The sequence below is a fragment of the Vibrio sp. 11986-1-5 genome (genome assembly GCF_963878025.1).
Classification (GTDB): Bacteria; Pseudomonadota; Gammaproteobacteria; order Enterobacterales; family Vibrionaceae; genus Vibrio; species Vibrio injensis.
Genome location: NZ_CAWNVW010000022.1, coordinates 236,127 through 253,380, shown reverse-complemented (window position 1 = coordinate 253,380; position 17,254 = coordinate 236,127). Strand labels below are relative to the sequence as shown.

The following is a 17,254-nucleotide window of genomic DNA, read 5'->3' as shown; positions in this document are numbered from 1 at the left end:
TTGAGTGACAGAAAAAGACAACTAGCGAGGTATTTCACACTAATTGATGCCCTAAATACACGAGATTCACTCCCCATCTAGCCTAAAGATCATCATCAATAATGATATTCACAATAAAGTAGATGGGGCATAGAGTGGTAATAAAACCACGATTCTAAGAGGCTTGGTGCCTTGAGTTAATTTCACGCAACTGGGTTAAATAGTTAATCCAGCCTTGAGCTTCATTATTGGAAGGTTGTAAATGTTGAGCTCTTTTAGCCTGAGCTAACGCATCATCGAGTCGATTTAACTTATACAGGGCACGAGCACGAGCTAAAGCAACCTCAGGTTGACGCGCTTTATCAGTGACTTTATCCAGTGCGCTTAAAGCTTGTCGATATTCACCTTGCTGATTGTAGAGTAATGAGACGTTCCAATAGTATTTAGCATCAAATTGCGCAGCTAAAGTCCAAGTTTCAATCGCTCTATCCCACTCTTTGGCTCGTTGCCAATAAGAAGCTCGCTCGGTGATCAAATCAAGATCACTGTCAGCATTCTCTATTGAACCAAGAATTTGAGCCGCTCGCTCAGGAATTCCGTTTTGAGCGTACAGTTGAGCAAGCAATCTTAACTCTTGCTGATTTAGTTCAATGCCGTGTAACTTGGCTAAGCCCAAGCTACTCAAGGCTTCTTTCGGTTGCCCAGTACGTAACTCCAAACTCACCAATTGTAGCCACCAACTGCTCTTGTCACTTTCTAAAGCAATCAAGCGTTTTAAGGTTACAATCGCTGGCTTCCATCGTTCGAGCTGAAGTTGAGCACCAAGTTTCAGCGATAGTGGTGTCACCTCATCGATTGACGTTAGTTGCTCATAGCGATCAATCGACGATAATGTCTTGGCCCATTGCTGCAATTGATAATGGACTTGGCTAATCCTCAGCCATAATTCGCTAGTGGTTTGCTTTTCATTACCGTCTTTGATCACTTCTTTTACAAGCTGATAGTAATGCGGTAAGGCGGATTGATATTGTTGATCCATAAGTAATAAATCGGCCAACATGCGACGAGTGGCCCAGCCTTGCTCATCAACCAATTCTCCGCTACCCACCGCTTCTGTCAACGAACGTATCGCCAAAGAAAGCTGCTCATTTTGCCAATAAAAAACCCCCAGCATACGGTCAAAATACGCTTTATCGTATCCTCGGCTTACTTTGGTTTCTCTTAATAGTTCGATCGCTTCGGCAAAACGCTCTTCTTGAGCGAGTTGATTTGCTTGCAGCGCTTTATTCGCCGCATAAGGGCTGAGTTCTACCGCAAAAGAAGAAGTAGAACCAATCAGCAATAAGTAAACTATCCATCGTCTGATCATTTGGTTAACTTAAACTCCAATTTAATCGTTTGACCGGGTTGAGAAACCGCATGCCCATCCAGCAATTTAGGCTGATATTTCCAATTCCGTAAGGCTTGCATCGCTTCACGCTCAAACATTCGCCGCGGATTGGCATCCACCACCTCAATATCCGTTGGTCGTCCCGTTTCATCTATTGTAAAACGCAGTAGAACATAGCCTTCAACATTGCGTTTTAAAGCACGTGCTGGATAGTTAGGCTCAACACGATACAGCGGTAAAGCCTGCTGATTAGCCCCAAAATCACCAAGAGTGGGTACATTGATCGCAATACCATTGATCGCCGTATCGAAACCTAATGTGGGAACCGATGTTGAGGTTAACGTATTGGTCACTGAGCTCTGTTGCTTAGACACTGGCGATTGTGGTGGAGGCTGTGGCGCTTTAGGCTGTTCAGGTACAGCGCGTTGTCGGCGCTGCACCTCTTGCTCTTGCTCAACCATCACCATAGTAAAGCTGAGAGCATTATTTTGCGTCGGTGAGCGCAAACCATCGTTATTGATCATCCAAGCCATGAATGAAAATAAGCTCACTGAAATCAAAGCCGCAAAAGGCATAGCCAGCAATAAACGTAGCATCAGCGCTTCTCCGCCGCCAATGCAATGCTTTTCACGCCCGCGCCTTTCGCCGCATCCATCACTTTGACAACGGTTCCATTGTAAGCATGCTCATCAGCTTGAATCACTAAGGCAGCCTCTGGCTGCTCAAGTAATAAGTGCTCTAATGTCGCCTGCACTCTTTCAACATCAATTTGTCTTTTATCGATATAAATATCGTTTGCTGAGGTAATCGCAACAAAAATACCCGCATCTTTTTGTGCTGTCACATTTGAGGCGGATGGACGATTCACCTCAACCCCAGATTCACGGACAAATGAGCTGGTTACGATAAAGAAAATCAACATAATAAACACAATATCCAACATCGAGGTTAAATCGATTTGTGCTTCATCTTGATTGGACGAACGTCGACCCAGTCTCATCGCTGACTCCTTAAGGATTTTTCTAACTTCAATTCATATAAACGGCACGTTTTCGCCAACCGAGCATAAACAAACATCCCCGCTAAAGCAGCGACCATGCCTGCCATAGTCGGAATCGTCGCCAAAGAGATTCCCGATGCCATCAATTTGGGATTACTGCTGCCTTGAGTCGCCATCACATCAAACACCGAAATCATCCCAGTAACCGTACCCAGTAAACCCAACATCGGAAAAATAGCCACCAACACTTTAATTAAATTAAGATATTGAGTGAGTTGAATGTGTGCTTGACCCAACCATCCAGAACGAATCGCTTGCGCATGCCATGAATGATGATCGTCACGCGCGTGCCATTGTTCAATCCACTGCTTACGCTGTTTAGGAAAGGTAACTAATAAGTAAATGATCCGTTCTATCACTAGCAACCAGCAGACCGCGACTACCGCGGCCAGCCACCAGAGTACTGTTCCACCCTGAGCCATAAACTCGGAAAGGGGCAGAAAGAGCTTTTGCAATGAAAATAACCCATCTGCTTGATTCATGTTCATCCCTTACGCCGCTGCGTGGTTGACGGCTTTTTTAGTATTCACCGCTAGAGACTCACGTTCTGCTTGTTCAGCAACAAGTCCAATCCCTTGTTTCTCTAAGATGGTACGAATCGTTTCTGCTTGAGAGCTTAAGATATTGTGAGCCAACAATAGAGGCATTGCTGCGACTAGACCCAATACGGTTGTCACCAGCGCCATAGAAATACCTCCCGCCATGACTTTAGGATCGCCATTACCAAATTGAGTGATCACTTGGAAAGTCTCAATCATTCCCGTAACGGTACCGAGCAATCCAAGCATCGGTGCTAAGGCAGCAAAAAGCTTCAGCATCGACAGTCCTTTTTCTAAACCAGCTTGCTCATCAACCACCGCCTCAAGTAAACGCAGTTCTAGTGCTTCCACACTGCGATTTTGCTCTTTGTCATAAACCGATAACACTCGGCCTAATGGGTTATTACTGTTTGGCTCAGATTGCTTAAGTTGTTGTTGAATACGTTGTCGAGCTATCACTAATACAATGCCTCGATAAACCGCAATTCCTAAACCAATCGCGAGTAATACCAAGATGATATTACCGATCACGCCACCAGCATCAAGGCGTTGCTTCAATGTTGGAGTTAACGCAAGCTGTTCAAATAGAAGACCTTGTGAAGGATCTAATACCAGCGATTGCATGTCTCCTTGTTTAAGATCGGTTAATGAAGAGAAACGCGCACCTTGAGCAGGCTGCTGTTGATAAGCTACCGCGTCTTGACGGCGATTATTCCAACTGACATAACCTTGCTCAGTGACTAAAGCCATCGCACCAAGTCGAACCGCATCCACTTGTTGCGTTCTGCCTTCACCATCAATAAAAGCAATCGTATTCGTGCTGATTTCGCCACTGGCAATCACTTGCTCTTGCATTGCCTGCCATAAACCAATCAGTTGCTTCATCGAAGGTAATGATTGAGCCGCAACAATCTGATCAACCACAGGAGCATAGTATTGACGATCAACACCCGTTACAGAATCACTTAGTGTCGCTTGTAACTCTTTTCCATTTTGTCTAACGACGCCAAATATCTCACCTAAACTGCCCGTTTCTAAACGCAGCTTTTCTTCTAGACGAGCAAGGCTATTTTCATTTTGGCTAAAACGGGTAGACAATTTATCGGCTTCTGCTTGTAAGCGATCTCTTTGCGCTATCAGAGCCTTTCTTTCATCGCGTAATTGCTGTTCCGTTTTTTGAAATGTTGCTTCACGCTGGACATTATGACTGCGTTGTACTCGACTCTCATTTTGTGCCTGTTCGATCAAACCGTTACTTGCATGAACTGGGTGAAGTAATAGTAGGCTTAAACTCAATGCTGCAAGGCCATGCTTAGTGATCATTATTTTGCCTCCGCAGGAGTAAGAGAAACCGGTAGGTAAAGCAGCGTTGGGGCGATTTGCTGATAAGCCAATTGATAGGCGGTATCAATATCCCCTTTCGATTTAATCGATAATGCTTGCCACTGCCCTTGCTTTTGGTCCCAAGACCAATAGCGTGAACCATTACGATTGCGAGCCAATAATGAAACTCGGCCAACGTAAAGAATGTCCGCTTCAATCGTGTCTTTATCGGCTAAGGTGATTTGATCTTGGTAAACCCCTAATTTCGTGCCGTAATCCATCTCAATTTGATACGCTTCAAGAATTCGGCGATATTTCTCAGCATCACTCACATCGGAGCGTGGCATTAACTCTTTTAATCGCTCGAGACGCTCTTGGCGAGCGGAAAGACGCAAGGGTTTATCTTCACTGATTAAAATATCTAAGCCATCGATCATTTGATACATCAAAGGCACAATCCCCTGACGAGTTTGATGCACTTCAATGATCTGCTCATCTAGGCTTGCCATTTCATTTTCCTGGCTAGCCACTAGTGAGAGTAAATGATCACGATAAATAGTTAGGTTTTTCACTTCTTCATTTAATCGCTCGATGTCCGCTTGAAGAGATAAAGTCGCTTCAGCACTTTTATCGACTTTTTGTTGGCTCACCGCTGATGCGTGATTGGTGTTTTTTTGGATTGTCTTTGCATCATCCAGCACACTGGCATGAGCGGATAACACGCTAAGCGCTGAAAATAGAATGAGGCTTGGTTTGGTTAAATTCATCGTTGTCATCAATTACCACATGAGAATAGTGATATGTTATTGATAAAGGCTCTCATTATCAACTGTATTTTCAATTAAAATCAGCGCTAGACGCGATAACTCGTGTAAACAATGTAAAGCGTTCTATCGATAGTAGAAATAATACTCATGGGAGATAATAAATAACGCCATGCCCATAAGTTAAATAGAGACAAGAAGATAACCAGAATGGAGAAACGAATAAACCCAGTTATACCGCTGCTGCGGCAAATCAGAAGCCGTATACTGCACGCTCATTGTCGTTACGCGAATAAAAAATAGAGTGCGTTCACTTGATGTGCTGAGTAAAACGCAGAATTTGTTTAGGAATCGCCGCTAAAGGACAAATGGTTTGTACTGCACCAAGGGCAATCGCCTCTTTTGGCATTCCAAAAACGACACAGCTGGCTTCATCTTGCGCGACAGTTAACGCACCATGGTCAAACATCGCTTTTAACCCTCTGGCTCCATCATCGCCCATCCCAGTCATAATGATCCCTAATGCATTGCTTCCCGCCTGTTGAGCGGCGGAACGAAACAACACATCGACGGCCGGTTTATGTCGATTGACTAAAGGACCATCAAACACTTCGACTTTGTATTGAGCGCCACTACGCAACAACTTAGTATGCTTTCCCCCAGGAGCAATCAACGCGACTCCCGGTAGCACTCGATCGCCACTTTTAGCTTCACTAACCGTCATTTGACTCAATGAGTTGAGGCGCTCAGCAAACATTGCAGTAAACTTTTCTGGCATATGTTGGACAATAACGATCCCCGGTGCATGTTTCGGCAAATGAGTTAAAACGTATTCCAAGGCTTGCGTTCCCCCAGTCGAAGTACCAATCACGACGATTTTTTCGCTACTCAGTAATGAATTGATCGGTAATGGGGCTGCTGGCTGAGTCTGAAATTTATGTTCCGTGGATAATGATTTGTCAGAATGAGATGCTGAAGCATTGAACAAATTTTTAACTTTTGCCTTAGCGGCTCCTCTAACGGCTTGCAGCACTTGATTGGCACTATCTTCTAAAAAATCTTTTAAACCCATTTTAGGTTTAGTGATAATGGTTACTGCTCCGGCTTGTAACGCTTCTAAGGTCACTTGAGCGCCTTTTTCGGTCAGCGTTGAACAGATAATGACTGGCGTTGGTCGCTCGGCCATGATTTTCTTCAAGAAGGTAATGCCATCCATACGCGGCATTTCAACGTCTAAAATGATCACATCGGGCCAATTTTTTTCCATGCGTTTCATGGCAAATAGAGGATCCGCAGCGGCGGGAAGTAGCTCGATATCCGGTTGATCGACTAATATTTGGCTGAGCACCTGCCTTACAACCGCTGAATCATCAACAATCAGAACTTGTATTTTATTATTTATCATTAACCTTGCCTATCGAGGTAAAAGAGCCATAGCAATAATTGACGCTGATTTATTGTTCACTGCCATCATGCTGATTATTATAGCTTTTGATAAATCGATGGACGGATGAGCTTTAATGGCGCTTTAATCGACTGCAACGTCTCTGCATGACCAATGAGTAGATATCCCCCCGGATTGAGCTGCCGCTGAATATTATCGATCACTTTTTGCTTAGACGCTGCATCAAAGTAGATCATCACGTTACGCAGTAAAATCAGATCAAAATGCCCAAATCGCGCTAAGCTCTCTTGTAGATTGGCTTGCTGAAAAGTGACCCGATCACGTAGAGAACGAATCACTTTGAACGTATTCGCTTTCGCCCCTATTCCCTTACGGCAATATTTTTGTAAATAATGCAATGGAATATTACTACTTCGAGATAGCGGATAAATTCCGCTACTGGCTTGCGATAGAACCCGACTATTGATATCGGTCGCCACTATCTGCCAAGGTCTTGGGTTGTTATCCATCAGTAGCATTGCCAGAGAATAAGCTTCTTCCCCAGATGAGCTTGCCGCGCTCCAGCAACGCAGTGTTTGGGGATAATAGTTGGGGATCACCTCTTGTTGTATGAACGTAAAGTGTGCCTCTTCACGAAAAAAATACGTTTCATTAGTGGTCAGTAAATCAATCACTACCTGTTGCTCTGCTTTTTTATCGGCATTGTCTGGTGCTAAGGCAAAGAAATCGAAATATGCCTCATAACTTTTCAATCCAAGCTGATGTAAACGAACATTAAGGCGACCAATAACTAAGGATTTTTTCGTTACGTTAAGAGAGATCCCCGCTTTTTCATATAACCAGCGTTGATAACGAACGAATGTCTCATCCGATAACTGTGGCTGACACTCTGCATAGACAGATTCAAGAAAAGCCATACTACACCTCTTAGCTCTTACCAAGCTCCTTGGCAACTTTATCAACCATAGCGAGCTCATCAACCGATAGCACTTTATCTTCCGCTAGAATGATGACAAAGTTATCCTGTAACTGAGCCATCGCGCGAATAAAGTCAGTCCGTATCTGGCAACTAAAAGCCGGTGCAGCGCGAATATCGCTCATCGGGATATCAATCACCTCTGAAACGCTATCAACCAGCACCCCTAAATCTTGGCGCTGATCATCGGTATCGACTTCAATAATCACAATACAGGTTCGTTTCGTGATTGCGCGAGCTTCAATTTGAAAACGATGCGCCAAATTAATCACTGGAACCACTTCACCACGTAAGTTGATCACCCCTTGAATGAATTTAGGCATACGAGGGATTGGGGTTACTTTTCCGTATTCGAGGATCTCTTTGACATTAAGTATCGCAAACGCATACATCTCTCCGTTCAACAGAAAAGTTAAATATTGCTGATCGTTGATACTCGTTGCCAAGTTGGGTGTCGCTAACTGTCCCATCATACGATTCTCCTAAAAACGTACATAGTCCGAATCATCATCGTCTTGAGTGACTCTTGATGCTTCAGGCGATGCTTTGGCGGAGGGTTGCTGTTTTTTACTCGCCAATTTCACTTGTCGCTCATCAGTCTTAAAGAAGGTCATCAATTGTTGTAACTGCTGAGCTTGGCTACTCATTTCTTCGGACGTGGAGGCTAACTCTTCGGATGCTGATGCACTTTGTTGAGTAACACTGTTGAGCTGTTCCATCGCTTGATTGATTTGTGAGGCCCCCGTGGCTTGTTCCATAGATGCCGCGTTGATTTCTTGTACCAAATCGGCGGTCTTTTGGATCGAAGGGACAATCTCTTCTAACAAACTTCCAGCTTGCTCTGCCAAGGCAACGCTATTTTTCGCTACTTCACCAATCTCTTGCGAAGCCACTTGGCTGCGCTCTGCCAGTTTTCTTACTTCTGCCGCCACAACAGCGAATCCTTTACCGTGGTCACCAGCCCGAGCCGCTTCAATCGCTGCATTTAAAGCCAATAAGTTAGTTTGATAAGCGATATCGTCGATAATACTGATCTTTTCTGCTATTGATTTCATCGCCGCAACCGTCTTACCTACCGCGTTCCCCCCTTCTTGGGCTTCCAAAGCCGCTTTACTGGCTATGCCATTGGTTACTTTGGCATTTTCGGTGTTTTGGGCAATAGAAGCTGACATTTCTTCAATTGAAGAGGTCGTTTCTTCAACACTCGCTGCTTGTTCACTCGCGCCCTGACTTAAGTTTTGCGCCGTCGCTGAAACTTGCTCTGACGCTGAGGCTAATGCGTTACTTGCCCCATTCACCTCACCGACAATACTCGATAATTTACGAACCATTTGCTGCATGGAATCGAGTAGACGCCCCATTTCATCTTTACTGGTTGCTTCTAACTTGGTGGTTAAGTTGCCCTTCGCCAACTCTTGAGATAGATGGACCGCTTTTTCTAATGGGCCACAAATCCCTCGAATTAAAGCAATCCCAAAACTGAAAGCCAAAATCAGTCCAACCGCTATCGAAGAGATGGATACCAAACGTAGCGTTTCATACAGTAGGCTTTCTCTATTATATTCCGCGGCAGCTTCTTTAATTTGCAAATCAACCAATAGATCCAAAGACTGAGCAACGGGGGGATATAAAGGTCGAACTCTTTCCAATGCTAATGAGGTGGCGGTTGCAATATCGCCCATTCTTAATGCCACCAACGTGGGTTCAATGGCTTGTTCAATGAAAATTTTATTGTCGCGCTGAAACTGATTGACCAACCGAGCTTCTTCCTCGGTTAACGTTGTCGTGATGTATCGAGACCAGATTTGATCAATTACTTTTAAGTTATCTTCTACGTTCTTGACTTGAGCGTTGATATTCTCATCATCGGGATACAACTGAGCAAATGCCATTGCAATTCGATTTTGTAAGAAGCGAACTTTAATGTCATTTAACTGACCAATCGGAATGGTTCGATCAAGATAAACACTTCTCAATCCATCAACCATTTTGCTCATGCCGTATAAGCCAGCCGAACCAACACCGATTAATAACACACCTAACAAACCAATGAGTAGGCTGAGCTTAATTTTTACTGATAGATCCTTAAACATTGCCAGATTCCTTATAGCGGTGACGCGCGTTATGCGCTTAATCTGATACCTTGTGCGCTGTCGATATTAATGAAGCGCAAATTGTTGCGATTCTTGTTGAATCATTTGCTGTGTTAAGCCAGGAATATCTAAAATCAAGGCAATATCCCCATTCCCTAAAATCGTAGAGCCACTGATCCCTTGGATATTCTCAAAAATAGGTCCGAGCGGTTTAATTACGGTCTGCAACTCTCCTAATAATCGGTCAACCACCAATCCGGCCATTTGTCCACCAGTTTGAACTACAACCACATTTTGCCGACGAGGTGCTTGCTTGTTTAAGTTGAACTGTTTGCGTAAATCAATCAGTGGTAAAACGCTACCACGCAAATTAAGGTGGCTGCTGACTTTTATCCCTTGCTTAGTCACTGGATGATGCAGCTCAACGCATTCTTTAACAGCATCAAGAGGAACGACAAACTCTTCATCGCCGACTTCAATTAAAAATCCATCAATGATCGCCAGAGTCAATGGCAGAATTAGTCGAACTGTGGTGCCTATCGATAGCTCACTTTCTATCTCGACTCGACCACGTAATTCATTGATGTTTCGACGGACCACATCCATACCAACCCCTCGTCCCGAGAGATTAGAAACCTCTTGCGCCATAGAAAAACCCGGTTCAAAAATCAATTGATACATCTCATCTCGGCTTAATACCGTATGCTCATCTATCAGACCTTTTTCGATGGCTTTTAAGCGCAGTTTTTCAGCATCAAGTCCTTTGCCATCATCAGTAATCTCCAAAACAATATTGCCTGAGTCATGATAGGCATTTAAGGTGATCAGCCCATCACGACTTTTGCCTTCTTCTCGCCTTTTGTCCGGCATTTCAATACCATGATCCATCGCATTACGGATCAGGTGCATCAGCGGGTCACCGATTTTCTCGACCACTGATTTATCAAGCTCGGTATCTCCGCCGTGAATATCAAGCTGGATCTCTTTACCTAACTCTTTGGCAACATCGCGTACGACCCGTTGAAAACGGATAAACGTATTACCAATCGGTACCATTCTTAACTTTAATGCCGCATCTCTGACTTCTTCTAATAAGCCATTGAGCCGAGAAACCGATTCTTGCATTGCGCTATCAGCATGACTGCTGGCTTGTAAAGCGCATCCAGCCCCAGCGGTCACCAATTCACCAATCAAGTTAATTAACGTATCAAGCTTTTCTGCATCAACACGTAAGCTTTTTTGTTCCCGATTGACGGCTTCATTCGCCGCTGGTTTTGCCACGGCAACGTCCGATTTAACCGGCTTAGTCTGAGTGATGGATTGAGCGGGGTCTTCTTGCACTTCAATCGGTGACTCAGCGTCAATCAACGGCTCAGACATGAGATCCAGTTGTAAGCCACAGGCTTGAAAATGCTCAAGGTTGTGCATACCTTTCTGTTGTAATTCATCAAGTAAGGCTGGAGTACACTGATTGGTAGAAAATAAATACACCTCACCTTCGTCCCGAATAAATTCGAAAACCGCTAAAACTTCCTCATCTTGAGCATCACTACTGAGCGCTATCTGCCAACTCAAGTAACAATTTTCCGCGTCAAAATCTGCCCACTCTTGAGGTAAGCCACTGTCATCGAAAATAATCTGTTCGATTTGGCCTAATTTGGCTAAATAAGCAAAAAAGGACAGCGGATCCATCCCATCTTGTAAAGCACTTTGCGGAAACTTTACCCATAGAAAACGCTGAGCATCCACCGTAGCCAGTGGGTTATCTTCGATCGGTGCTTCACTGATTTTCACGTCTGGTTGATCGCCAAGAAACGCGTTTAATTGTTCAATCAGTGTTTCACTGATTTTCTGGTTATCCGCGTGATGCTGCTGTTCAAATTGTGCTTCATCGAGCAAAGTTAACATATGATCACGACAGCGAAATAACAGGCTGATCACTTCATCGGTCAAGACCAATTGCTCTGAGCGTAACTGGTCAAGTAGGTTTTCCACTTTATGTGTAAAGTGAACAATCGCATCGAGATTAAAAATGCCCGCCGAGCCTTTAACCGTATGTGCAGCACGGAAGATAGCATTGAGTCTCTCGTTTAAATCTTGATGATTACCCGCTTCAAGCTCGAGTAAATCTAGCTCCATACCTTCTAACAATTCACGGCTTTCGGTGTAGTAAGTTTCAAGTGCAGCCAACAGCATCGGATCCATGTTTATACTCCTATTCGCGCATTACGTATTGGGCTGCAATGCCAAATTGTGGTTAAGGGCATTAACCCCTAATTTAGCCATCACTTGGATAAACAAAGGATTTTCTACCAGTAACAAACATTGCTGCTGTTGCTCTCGTTTCGCTTTATTGACCATCACCAATAATTGAATCGCGCTGGTATCTAGATCAGTGATGCGTGTAACATCAATCAATAAATCAATCGGCTTCATAACCCATGGCGTCAAAAACTCATACATTTCCTGCGCTTGATAAATCGTTAACTCGCCGGATAACTCAATTTTGACGTGTTGATCGTTTTCTTCGAGGATCTGCATACCTTATCTCCTAGGCTGGCATCAGTTTATTCACCGCTGCCAACATTTGATCAGGCACGAAAGGCTTAACCACCCAAGCCTTCGCGCCGGCTAAACGGCCTTGATCTTTTTTCGAAGCTTCTGATTCCGTGGTCAACATGATCACGGGCGTGAATTTGGTCGCAGGTTGTTTTTTCAGTTCTTTTAGTAAGGTCAATCCATCCATGTTGGGCATATTGACATCGCTGATCACCAAGTGGACTTTAACGCCTTGAATTTTTCTTAGCGCATCAGCACCATCAATGGCTTCAATCGTTTGGTAACCTGCGCCTTTTAGAGCAAGGCTAACAACTTGGCGAATTGCTGCAGAATCATCAACAACCAAAATCGTTTTACTCATCTTCAAACCTCCTGCTTATGGTTTGCTGTTCGTTAAAAAAAGGTAATGTCAGATTGCACTTCCGGTTTACTACCATGAGTAGATTTTTTACCCGTATGAACTTGATGCTGCTCAATCATGGTGTAACTACTCTTCATTTTATCGAGCCATTTTTGCGGCGATAATTGTCCGACAATCGGATGATTTCTATCTTGTTGCACTAAGGTAATAGCATCGCCTAACTCGGTTAAATTACGAGTAATTTGCTCTAAAATTTGGCTCACCCTGTCTTGGAATTGAAGGCGGATGATCACGTGTGTCACCGTCTCTTTAACTTGTTGGGCATCTTCAGTGAGCCCTTGAGCTTGTTCATCTAACGTTTGTACTATGTGTTGAAAATGGTTGATAACTTCATCAATACATTGCTCGGTATTGTTCATTTGCTCGGTTTCATCTTTGTTGACCTGTTCAACCATTTCACAGGCTTTCTCGATGGCAGCATTAACGCTATTCACTTGCTCTGTCATCTTGCTGGCGGTTTCTCTTGATTGTTGAGATAAACCACGCACTTCATCGGCAACCACGGCAAAACCTCTTCCGGCTTCCCCAGCTCGCGCGGACTCAATCGCGGCATTGAGGGCTAATAAATTGGTTTTATCTGCGATACCAACCACTTCTCCAGCCATTTTTTTCAGTGATGTGGTGTATTTCATTAATTCACGCATCTCACTCAATACTTGCTGTCTTAGTGTTTGCCCAGCTCGTAATGCATCCACCGCATTGTTGAGCATGCTACGACATTGATGAATTTCTTCGGTTACCGATTGCTCTTTACCGTGACTGTTCACCCCAGTGAGAGATAAGGTATGACTGAGCCGTTCCACCAGTTGAGAAAACTGCTGACTCAACTCTGAAACTGAATCGGTTAAATGTTGATTAGCGGAATCAATATGGCGAGCCCATACAGGCAATGATTCGATAAACAAAGGTTCTAATGAATGATAAGACTCTAATTGAGACTCCTGTGAGGCCGAGAGATGCTCAATTTGTTTTTTTTGCTGTTTGACGGTCTGAATGTACGATTCATAATTCCAAGCGACGTAACTCAGACTAGCCATTGAGGCTAATACCAACAACGCGCTGATGTACAGAGGTAAACTCGAATAGATCACAACCATGCCCGATAACACTAGGGCAGGCATGAATAGAGGAACAAGCCTGAGCGCTAACATATGTGCAGTTATCCTATGCCGAACTAACGTAAAATTATGATTATTATTAGATGACTTATTCGTTAGCGCTAATCCATTAACACTAAAAAGCACTTGGGCGCATAACAAAATTAAGCTCAATTAAAAAGTAGCAGTCAGATATCAACTACGCAAATAATGGAATCGATTTAACAGTATCAACTCCGATGAGTAGATAATGTTATCCACTACGACTGAAATATGGCTGGTAAAGCTCGTAAGATAGACGTCCGTGTTCTGAAGATAAGATTAAGGCTTAATCAGTCATCAACGAGGGAAAAAATGAGCTAATGGGGTAAACAGAAAACGTTTAAGCTTAATTTTAACGACTCGCCAATGAGTGGCAGGCGTTGTCGGTGTCGTGTCCATTAAATGTTGATAGGCATGCTCATTAAGTATGGCTTCACCACCATGAGCCAGTAATAAACGTTGCGGATTGAGTTCATATACCCGTGCAACCGAACGACGATACTGTTTAGGATAAAAAATAGGAAAGGGAGAAATCAGCTGTTTTTTCACTTCGACGATCAAATCGGCGACGTACAAAATACTTTGCTGTGGATGAAAGAGAGAAATATCTCTATCGGTGTGTCCTGTCGTTTCTAATACTTGCCATTCAGAAAAACCGGGGATCGCTTCACCATCAGCCAATTGGTGATCCGCAGATAATTTACGCGGAAACCATAAACGACGCCTTGGTTTACCCAAGCGCTTTGCCATCCAATGCGCCAAAGCTAAATCAGCCCAAAACATCACAATCCCTAGCCCACCTTGATACCAATGACCCACTTGCGCACCAGAGACTATCTTACAGCCGGTTTTACGCCGCAATAGATGTGCACCACCAGCATGATCAGGATGCATATGAGTGACCACCACCACTTTAAGATCGGTAACGGAGCGGTCCAGTTGATCAACGATATAACTCAGTATCAAAGGCACATCGGCGCGACATCCTCCGTCCAATAGCATCAGCTTATCGGGATAATCAACCAAATATAAATTTTGGATATGGCCGCGAAGGGTATGAATTCTCACAAAGTTTCTAACTGGTCGGTCCTGAAGAAAATAGAACTAACCATACCACCACAAGAAACAATAAAGAAACAAAAAACCAACAAAAATGTTAACTCTGGCGCATTACAAAAAACAAACCATCACAAAATCAAAGTGAAATGAACATTACATTAAATTGAAATATTTGACCGCCACCCTATCCAGCGAACGACTATTTTCACTCCAATTGAATATTAATAAGGGAAATACAATGCATAAGCTATGGCTAGCAGGTCTGATGGCAACCACTTTTTCTGGGCACACTCTAGCGGCAACCGAAATCACTTGGTGGCATGCAATGGGAGGACAACTGGGAGAATCGGTCAACCAACTCGCGGCAGATTTTAATGCTGCACAAAAGGACTATACCATCACTCCTATCTACAAAGGGGACTATACCGAAACGTTAACCGCAGGCATTGCTGCATTTCGTGCAGGTCAATCACCGCACATTCTCCAAGTCTTTGATGCCGGAGCTGCAACCATAATGAATGTCCCTGGTGTGGCAAAACCAGTGCAAGATATTCTTGTCAATGCCGGTTATTCATTTAATGCTCAAGATTATCTATCTGGCGTGCGTAACTTTTATGCAGATAACCAAGGAAAGATGGTCGGTATGCCCTTCAACAGTTCCACTCCCGTTCTTTATTACAACAAAGATATTTTAAATAAAGTTGGAGCAACGGCACCACAAACGTATGAACAACTTGAAGTCTTAGCCGAAAAACTAAAAGCAAAAGGTTACGTTACTTTTTCACAATCGCATACGCCATGGATTATGTTTGAAAACTTCAAATCTCGTCATAACTTACCGCTCTCTGATCAGCACAATGGTTATGCCTCTCTTTCATCACAACTGATGTTTAATTCGCAAGATATGCTGATGCATTTCAATAAGCTTAAAGAATGGTCAGATAAGGGCTACTTCAAATATTACGGAAGTAACTGGGATGCCAACCAAACGCCTTTTGAACGCCAAGAAGTGGCGATGTGGATGGGCTCATCGGGATCCTTTGGTGGACTGCGCGATAGAGTCCCGTTTGAGTTAGGTACTACCTACTTACCACATTGGGAAAAATTAAACGCTCAGGGCACTCATACCTTTATTGGCGGCGCAGCTCTGTTTGCTTTAAGTGGTCATACTAAAGAAGAAGAAAATGCCGTCGCAGCTTTCTTTACTTATCTTACTCAGCCTGAAGTACAGATGAATTGGCACACATCGACCGGCTATGTACCAGTAACGAATGCCGCTTATAACCTAACCAAAGCCTCTGGATATTATCAAACCTATCCCGATGCTGAAGTAGGCGTAAAACAGTTAAGTCTACCTTCCGGCGAATGGACACAAGGTTATCGCTTAGGTTTCTACCCACAAATACGTGAAGTCATGCACCGCGAGTTCGACAATATTTTTGCTGGACGCTCGTCGGTAGAAAATAGCCTCAAACGAGTCGAAGACGAAAGTAAAAATCTCCTGCAACGTTTTGCTCGTACTGTGCAGTAACGTTTGTCATTACAACAGGCTTAAGACTAACGGCTTCGTTGTTTGAGTCTCGCTCATTGAATGGTATGGCGAAGATAGCCGTACCATTCAGTACCATTTTTTATGATTGGAAATAACCGTGGAACGTCGACAACAATTTTCTCATACCCCTTTGCCCTATTTACTGTTAGCGCCACAAATGGTGATTATCGCTATTTTCTTTCTCTATCCGGCCGCAAAAGCGATCTATCTTTCCTTTATGCTGGAAGATCCATGGGGGATGTCCTCTACTTTTATTGGCTTGGAAAACTATCAGATGCTGTTTCAATCTCATGAATATTTGAAATCACTCAGCTTCACTTTACTGTTTTCTATCATCGTCTCTTTTTTATCACTCGCTCTTGCTCTGCTACTGGCCGTCAAAGCAGACAACATCATTCACGGGCAAGGAACGTACAAGGTTACTCTAACTTGGGTTTATGCTGTGGCTCCCGCGGTGGCGGGCATTATTGGTGGTTTTCTGTTTAATCCTCACATTGGCCTATTAACGGACCTGTTTGCGATGGTTGGATGGCAATTTAGTCTGCAAACCAATCCATTCGATGCAACCTTCGCATTAATTCTGGTCTCCGTATGGAAACAAGTCGCGGTCAATTTCATCTATTTTCTCGCCGGATTACAGTCCATTTCTTATGCCGTCAAAGAGGCCTCGACGCTCGATTGCGTCAGTGATACCAAACGTTTTTGGACCATTACTTTTCCTTTGCTTGCCCCGACTGGATTCTTTCTCTTAGTGATTAACCTCACCTATGCCTTTTTCGATACGTTTGGCGTGATCGATACCATGACCAACGGTGGACCTGGCGGATCAACAACGTCTTTGGTTTATAAGGTTTATCGCGATGGATTTGTTGGCGCGGACTTAGGCGGCAGTTCAGCACAATCTGTGATCTTATTACTACTCGTTCTGGGGCTAACGTTTATCCAGTTCCGTGTCGTTGAAAAACGTGTTCATTATTAAGGTGTTATATCTAAGG

Annotated in this window: 17 protein-coding genes; 2 read left to right on the top strand and 15 right to left on the bottom strand. The window is 43.7% G+C overall.

Translation table 11 applies throughout. From position 1 onward, the window contains the following. Positions 1–154: 154 nt before the first annotated feature. From AACS00_RS07025 to AACS00_RS06955, 15 genes are all read right to left on the bottom strand, one after another. Entirely contained in the window at positions 155–1,348 is a 1,194-nt protein-coding gene (locus AACS00_RS07025) for a tetratricopeptide repeat protein (protein ID WP_072669147.1), read from the bottom strand. Then, entirely contained in the window at positions 1,345–1,965 is a 621-nt protein-coding gene (locus AACS00_RS07020) for an energy transducer TonB (protein ID WP_110166929.1), read from the bottom strand. Before AACS00_RS07020 ends, AACS00_RS07025 begins: the two co-directional genes overlap by 4 nt. After that, positions 1,965–2,369 carry an ExbD/TolR family protein gene (locus AACS00_RS07015; RefSeq protein WP_004395236.1) on the bottom strand — a complete coding sequence of 135 codons (405 nt, stop codon included), beginning with the start codon at positions 2,367–2,369 and terminating at the stop codon, positions 1,965–1,967. The genes AACS00_RS07020 and AACS00_RS07015 overlap by 1 nt, the downstream gene beginning before the upstream one ends. Beyond that, a complete protein-coding gene (locus AACS00_RS07010; RefSeq protein ID WP_072669150.1) occupies positions 2,366–2,911 on the bottom strand; it encodes a MotA/TolQ/ExbB proton channel family protein in 546 nt (181 codons plus the stop codon). The genes AACS00_RS07015 and AACS00_RS07010 overlap by 4 nt, the downstream gene beginning before the upstream one ends. 9 nt (positions 2,912–2,920) lie before the next feature. After that, positions 2,921–4,294 carry a MotA/TolQ/ExbB proton channel family protein gene (locus tag AACS00_RS07005; protein WP_375152944.1) on the bottom strand — a complete coding sequence of 458 codons (1,374 nt, stop codon included), beginning with the start codon at positions 4,292–4,294 and terminating at the stop codon, positions 2,921–2,923. Continuing rightward, positions 4,291–5,058 (bottom strand): DUF3450 domain-containing protein, encoded by a 768-nt coding sequence (locus tag AACS00_RS07000; RefSeq protein ID WP_072669152.1) that lies wholly within the window; start codon positions 5,056–5,058, stop codon positions 4,291–4,293. The genes AACS00_RS07005 and AACS00_RS07000 overlap by 4 nt, the downstream gene beginning before the upstream one ends. A gap of 307 nt (positions 5,059–5,365) precedes the next feature. Beyond that, on the bottom strand, positions 5,366–6,460 hold the full coding sequence (locus AACS00_RS06995) for a protein-glutamate methylesterase/protein-glutamine glutaminase (protein WP_110166927.1): 1,095 nt from the start codon (positions 6,458–6,460) through the stop codon (positions 5,366–5,368). A 77-nt stretch (positions 6,461–6,537) separates the two neighbouring features. Beyond that, complete coding sequence (locus AACS00_RS06990; protein WP_072669154.1) at positions 6,538–7,377, bottom strand: CheR family methyltransferase; 840 nt, start codon at positions 7,375–7,377, stop codon at positions 6,538–6,540. 10 nt (positions 7,378–7,387) lie between these two features. Next, positions 7,388–7,909, bottom strand: a complete 522-nt coding sequence (locus tag AACS00_RS06985; RefSeq protein WP_110166926.1) for a chemotaxis protein CheW — start codon at positions 7,907–7,909, stop codon at positions 7,388–7,390. Between the two features lie 9 nt (positions 7,910–7,918). Further along, positions 7,919–9,529: a methyl-accepting chemotaxis protein gene (locus AACS00_RS06980; RefSeq protein ID WP_110166925.1), complete on the bottom strand. Its 1,611-nt coding sequence runs from the start codon at positions 9,527–9,529 to the stop codon at positions 7,919–7,921. A gap of 66 nt (positions 9,530–9,595) precedes the next feature. Next, positions 9,596–11,734 (bottom strand): chemotaxis protein CheA, encoded by a 2,139-nt coding sequence (locus AACS00_RS06975; protein WP_072669156.1) that lies wholly within the window; start codon positions 11,732–11,734, stop codon positions 9,596–9,598. Between the two features lie 21 nt (positions 11,735–11,755). Beyond that, positions 11,756–12,070: an STAS domain-containing protein gene (locus AACS00_RS06970; RefSeq protein WP_110166924.1), complete on the bottom strand. Its 315-nt coding sequence runs from the start codon at positions 12,068–12,070 to the stop codon at positions 11,756–11,758. A gap of 10 nt (positions 12,071–12,080) precedes the next feature. Beyond that, on the bottom strand, positions 12,081–12,449 hold the full coding sequence (locus AACS00_RS06965) for a response regulator (protein ID WP_004395227.1): 369 nt from the start codon (positions 12,447–12,449) through the stop codon (positions 12,081–12,083). A 32-nt stretch (positions 12,450–12,481) separates the two neighbouring features. Next, a complete protein-coding gene (locus AACS00_RS06960; protein ID WP_110166923.1) occupies positions 12,482–13,660 on the bottom strand; it encodes a methyl-accepting chemotaxis protein in 1,179 nt (392 codons plus the stop codon). A 285-nt stretch (positions 13,661–13,945) separates the two neighbouring features. After that, positions 13,946–14,716, bottom strand: a complete 771-nt coding sequence (locus AACS00_RS06955; RefSeq protein ID WP_110166922.1) for an MBL fold metallo-hydrolase — start codon at positions 14,714–14,716, stop codon at positions 13,946–13,948. A 229-nt stretch (positions 14,717–14,945) separates the two neighbouring features. Here AACS00_RS06955 and AACS00_RS06950 point away from each other — a divergent pair, with 229 nt between their 5' ends. Continuing rightward, a complete protein-coding gene (locus tag AACS00_RS06950) occupies positions 14,946–16,238 on the top strand; it encodes an extracellular solute-binding protein (RefSeq protein ID WP_110166921.1) in 1,293 nt (430 codons plus the stop codon). Between the two features lie 118 nt (positions 16,239–16,356). Next, positions 16,357–17,238, top strand: a complete 882-nt coding sequence (locus AACS00_RS06945) for an ABC transporter permease subunit (protein WP_110166920.1) — start codon at positions 16,357–16,359, stop codon at positions 17,236–17,238. Positions 17,239–17,254: the final 16 nt, after the last annotated feature.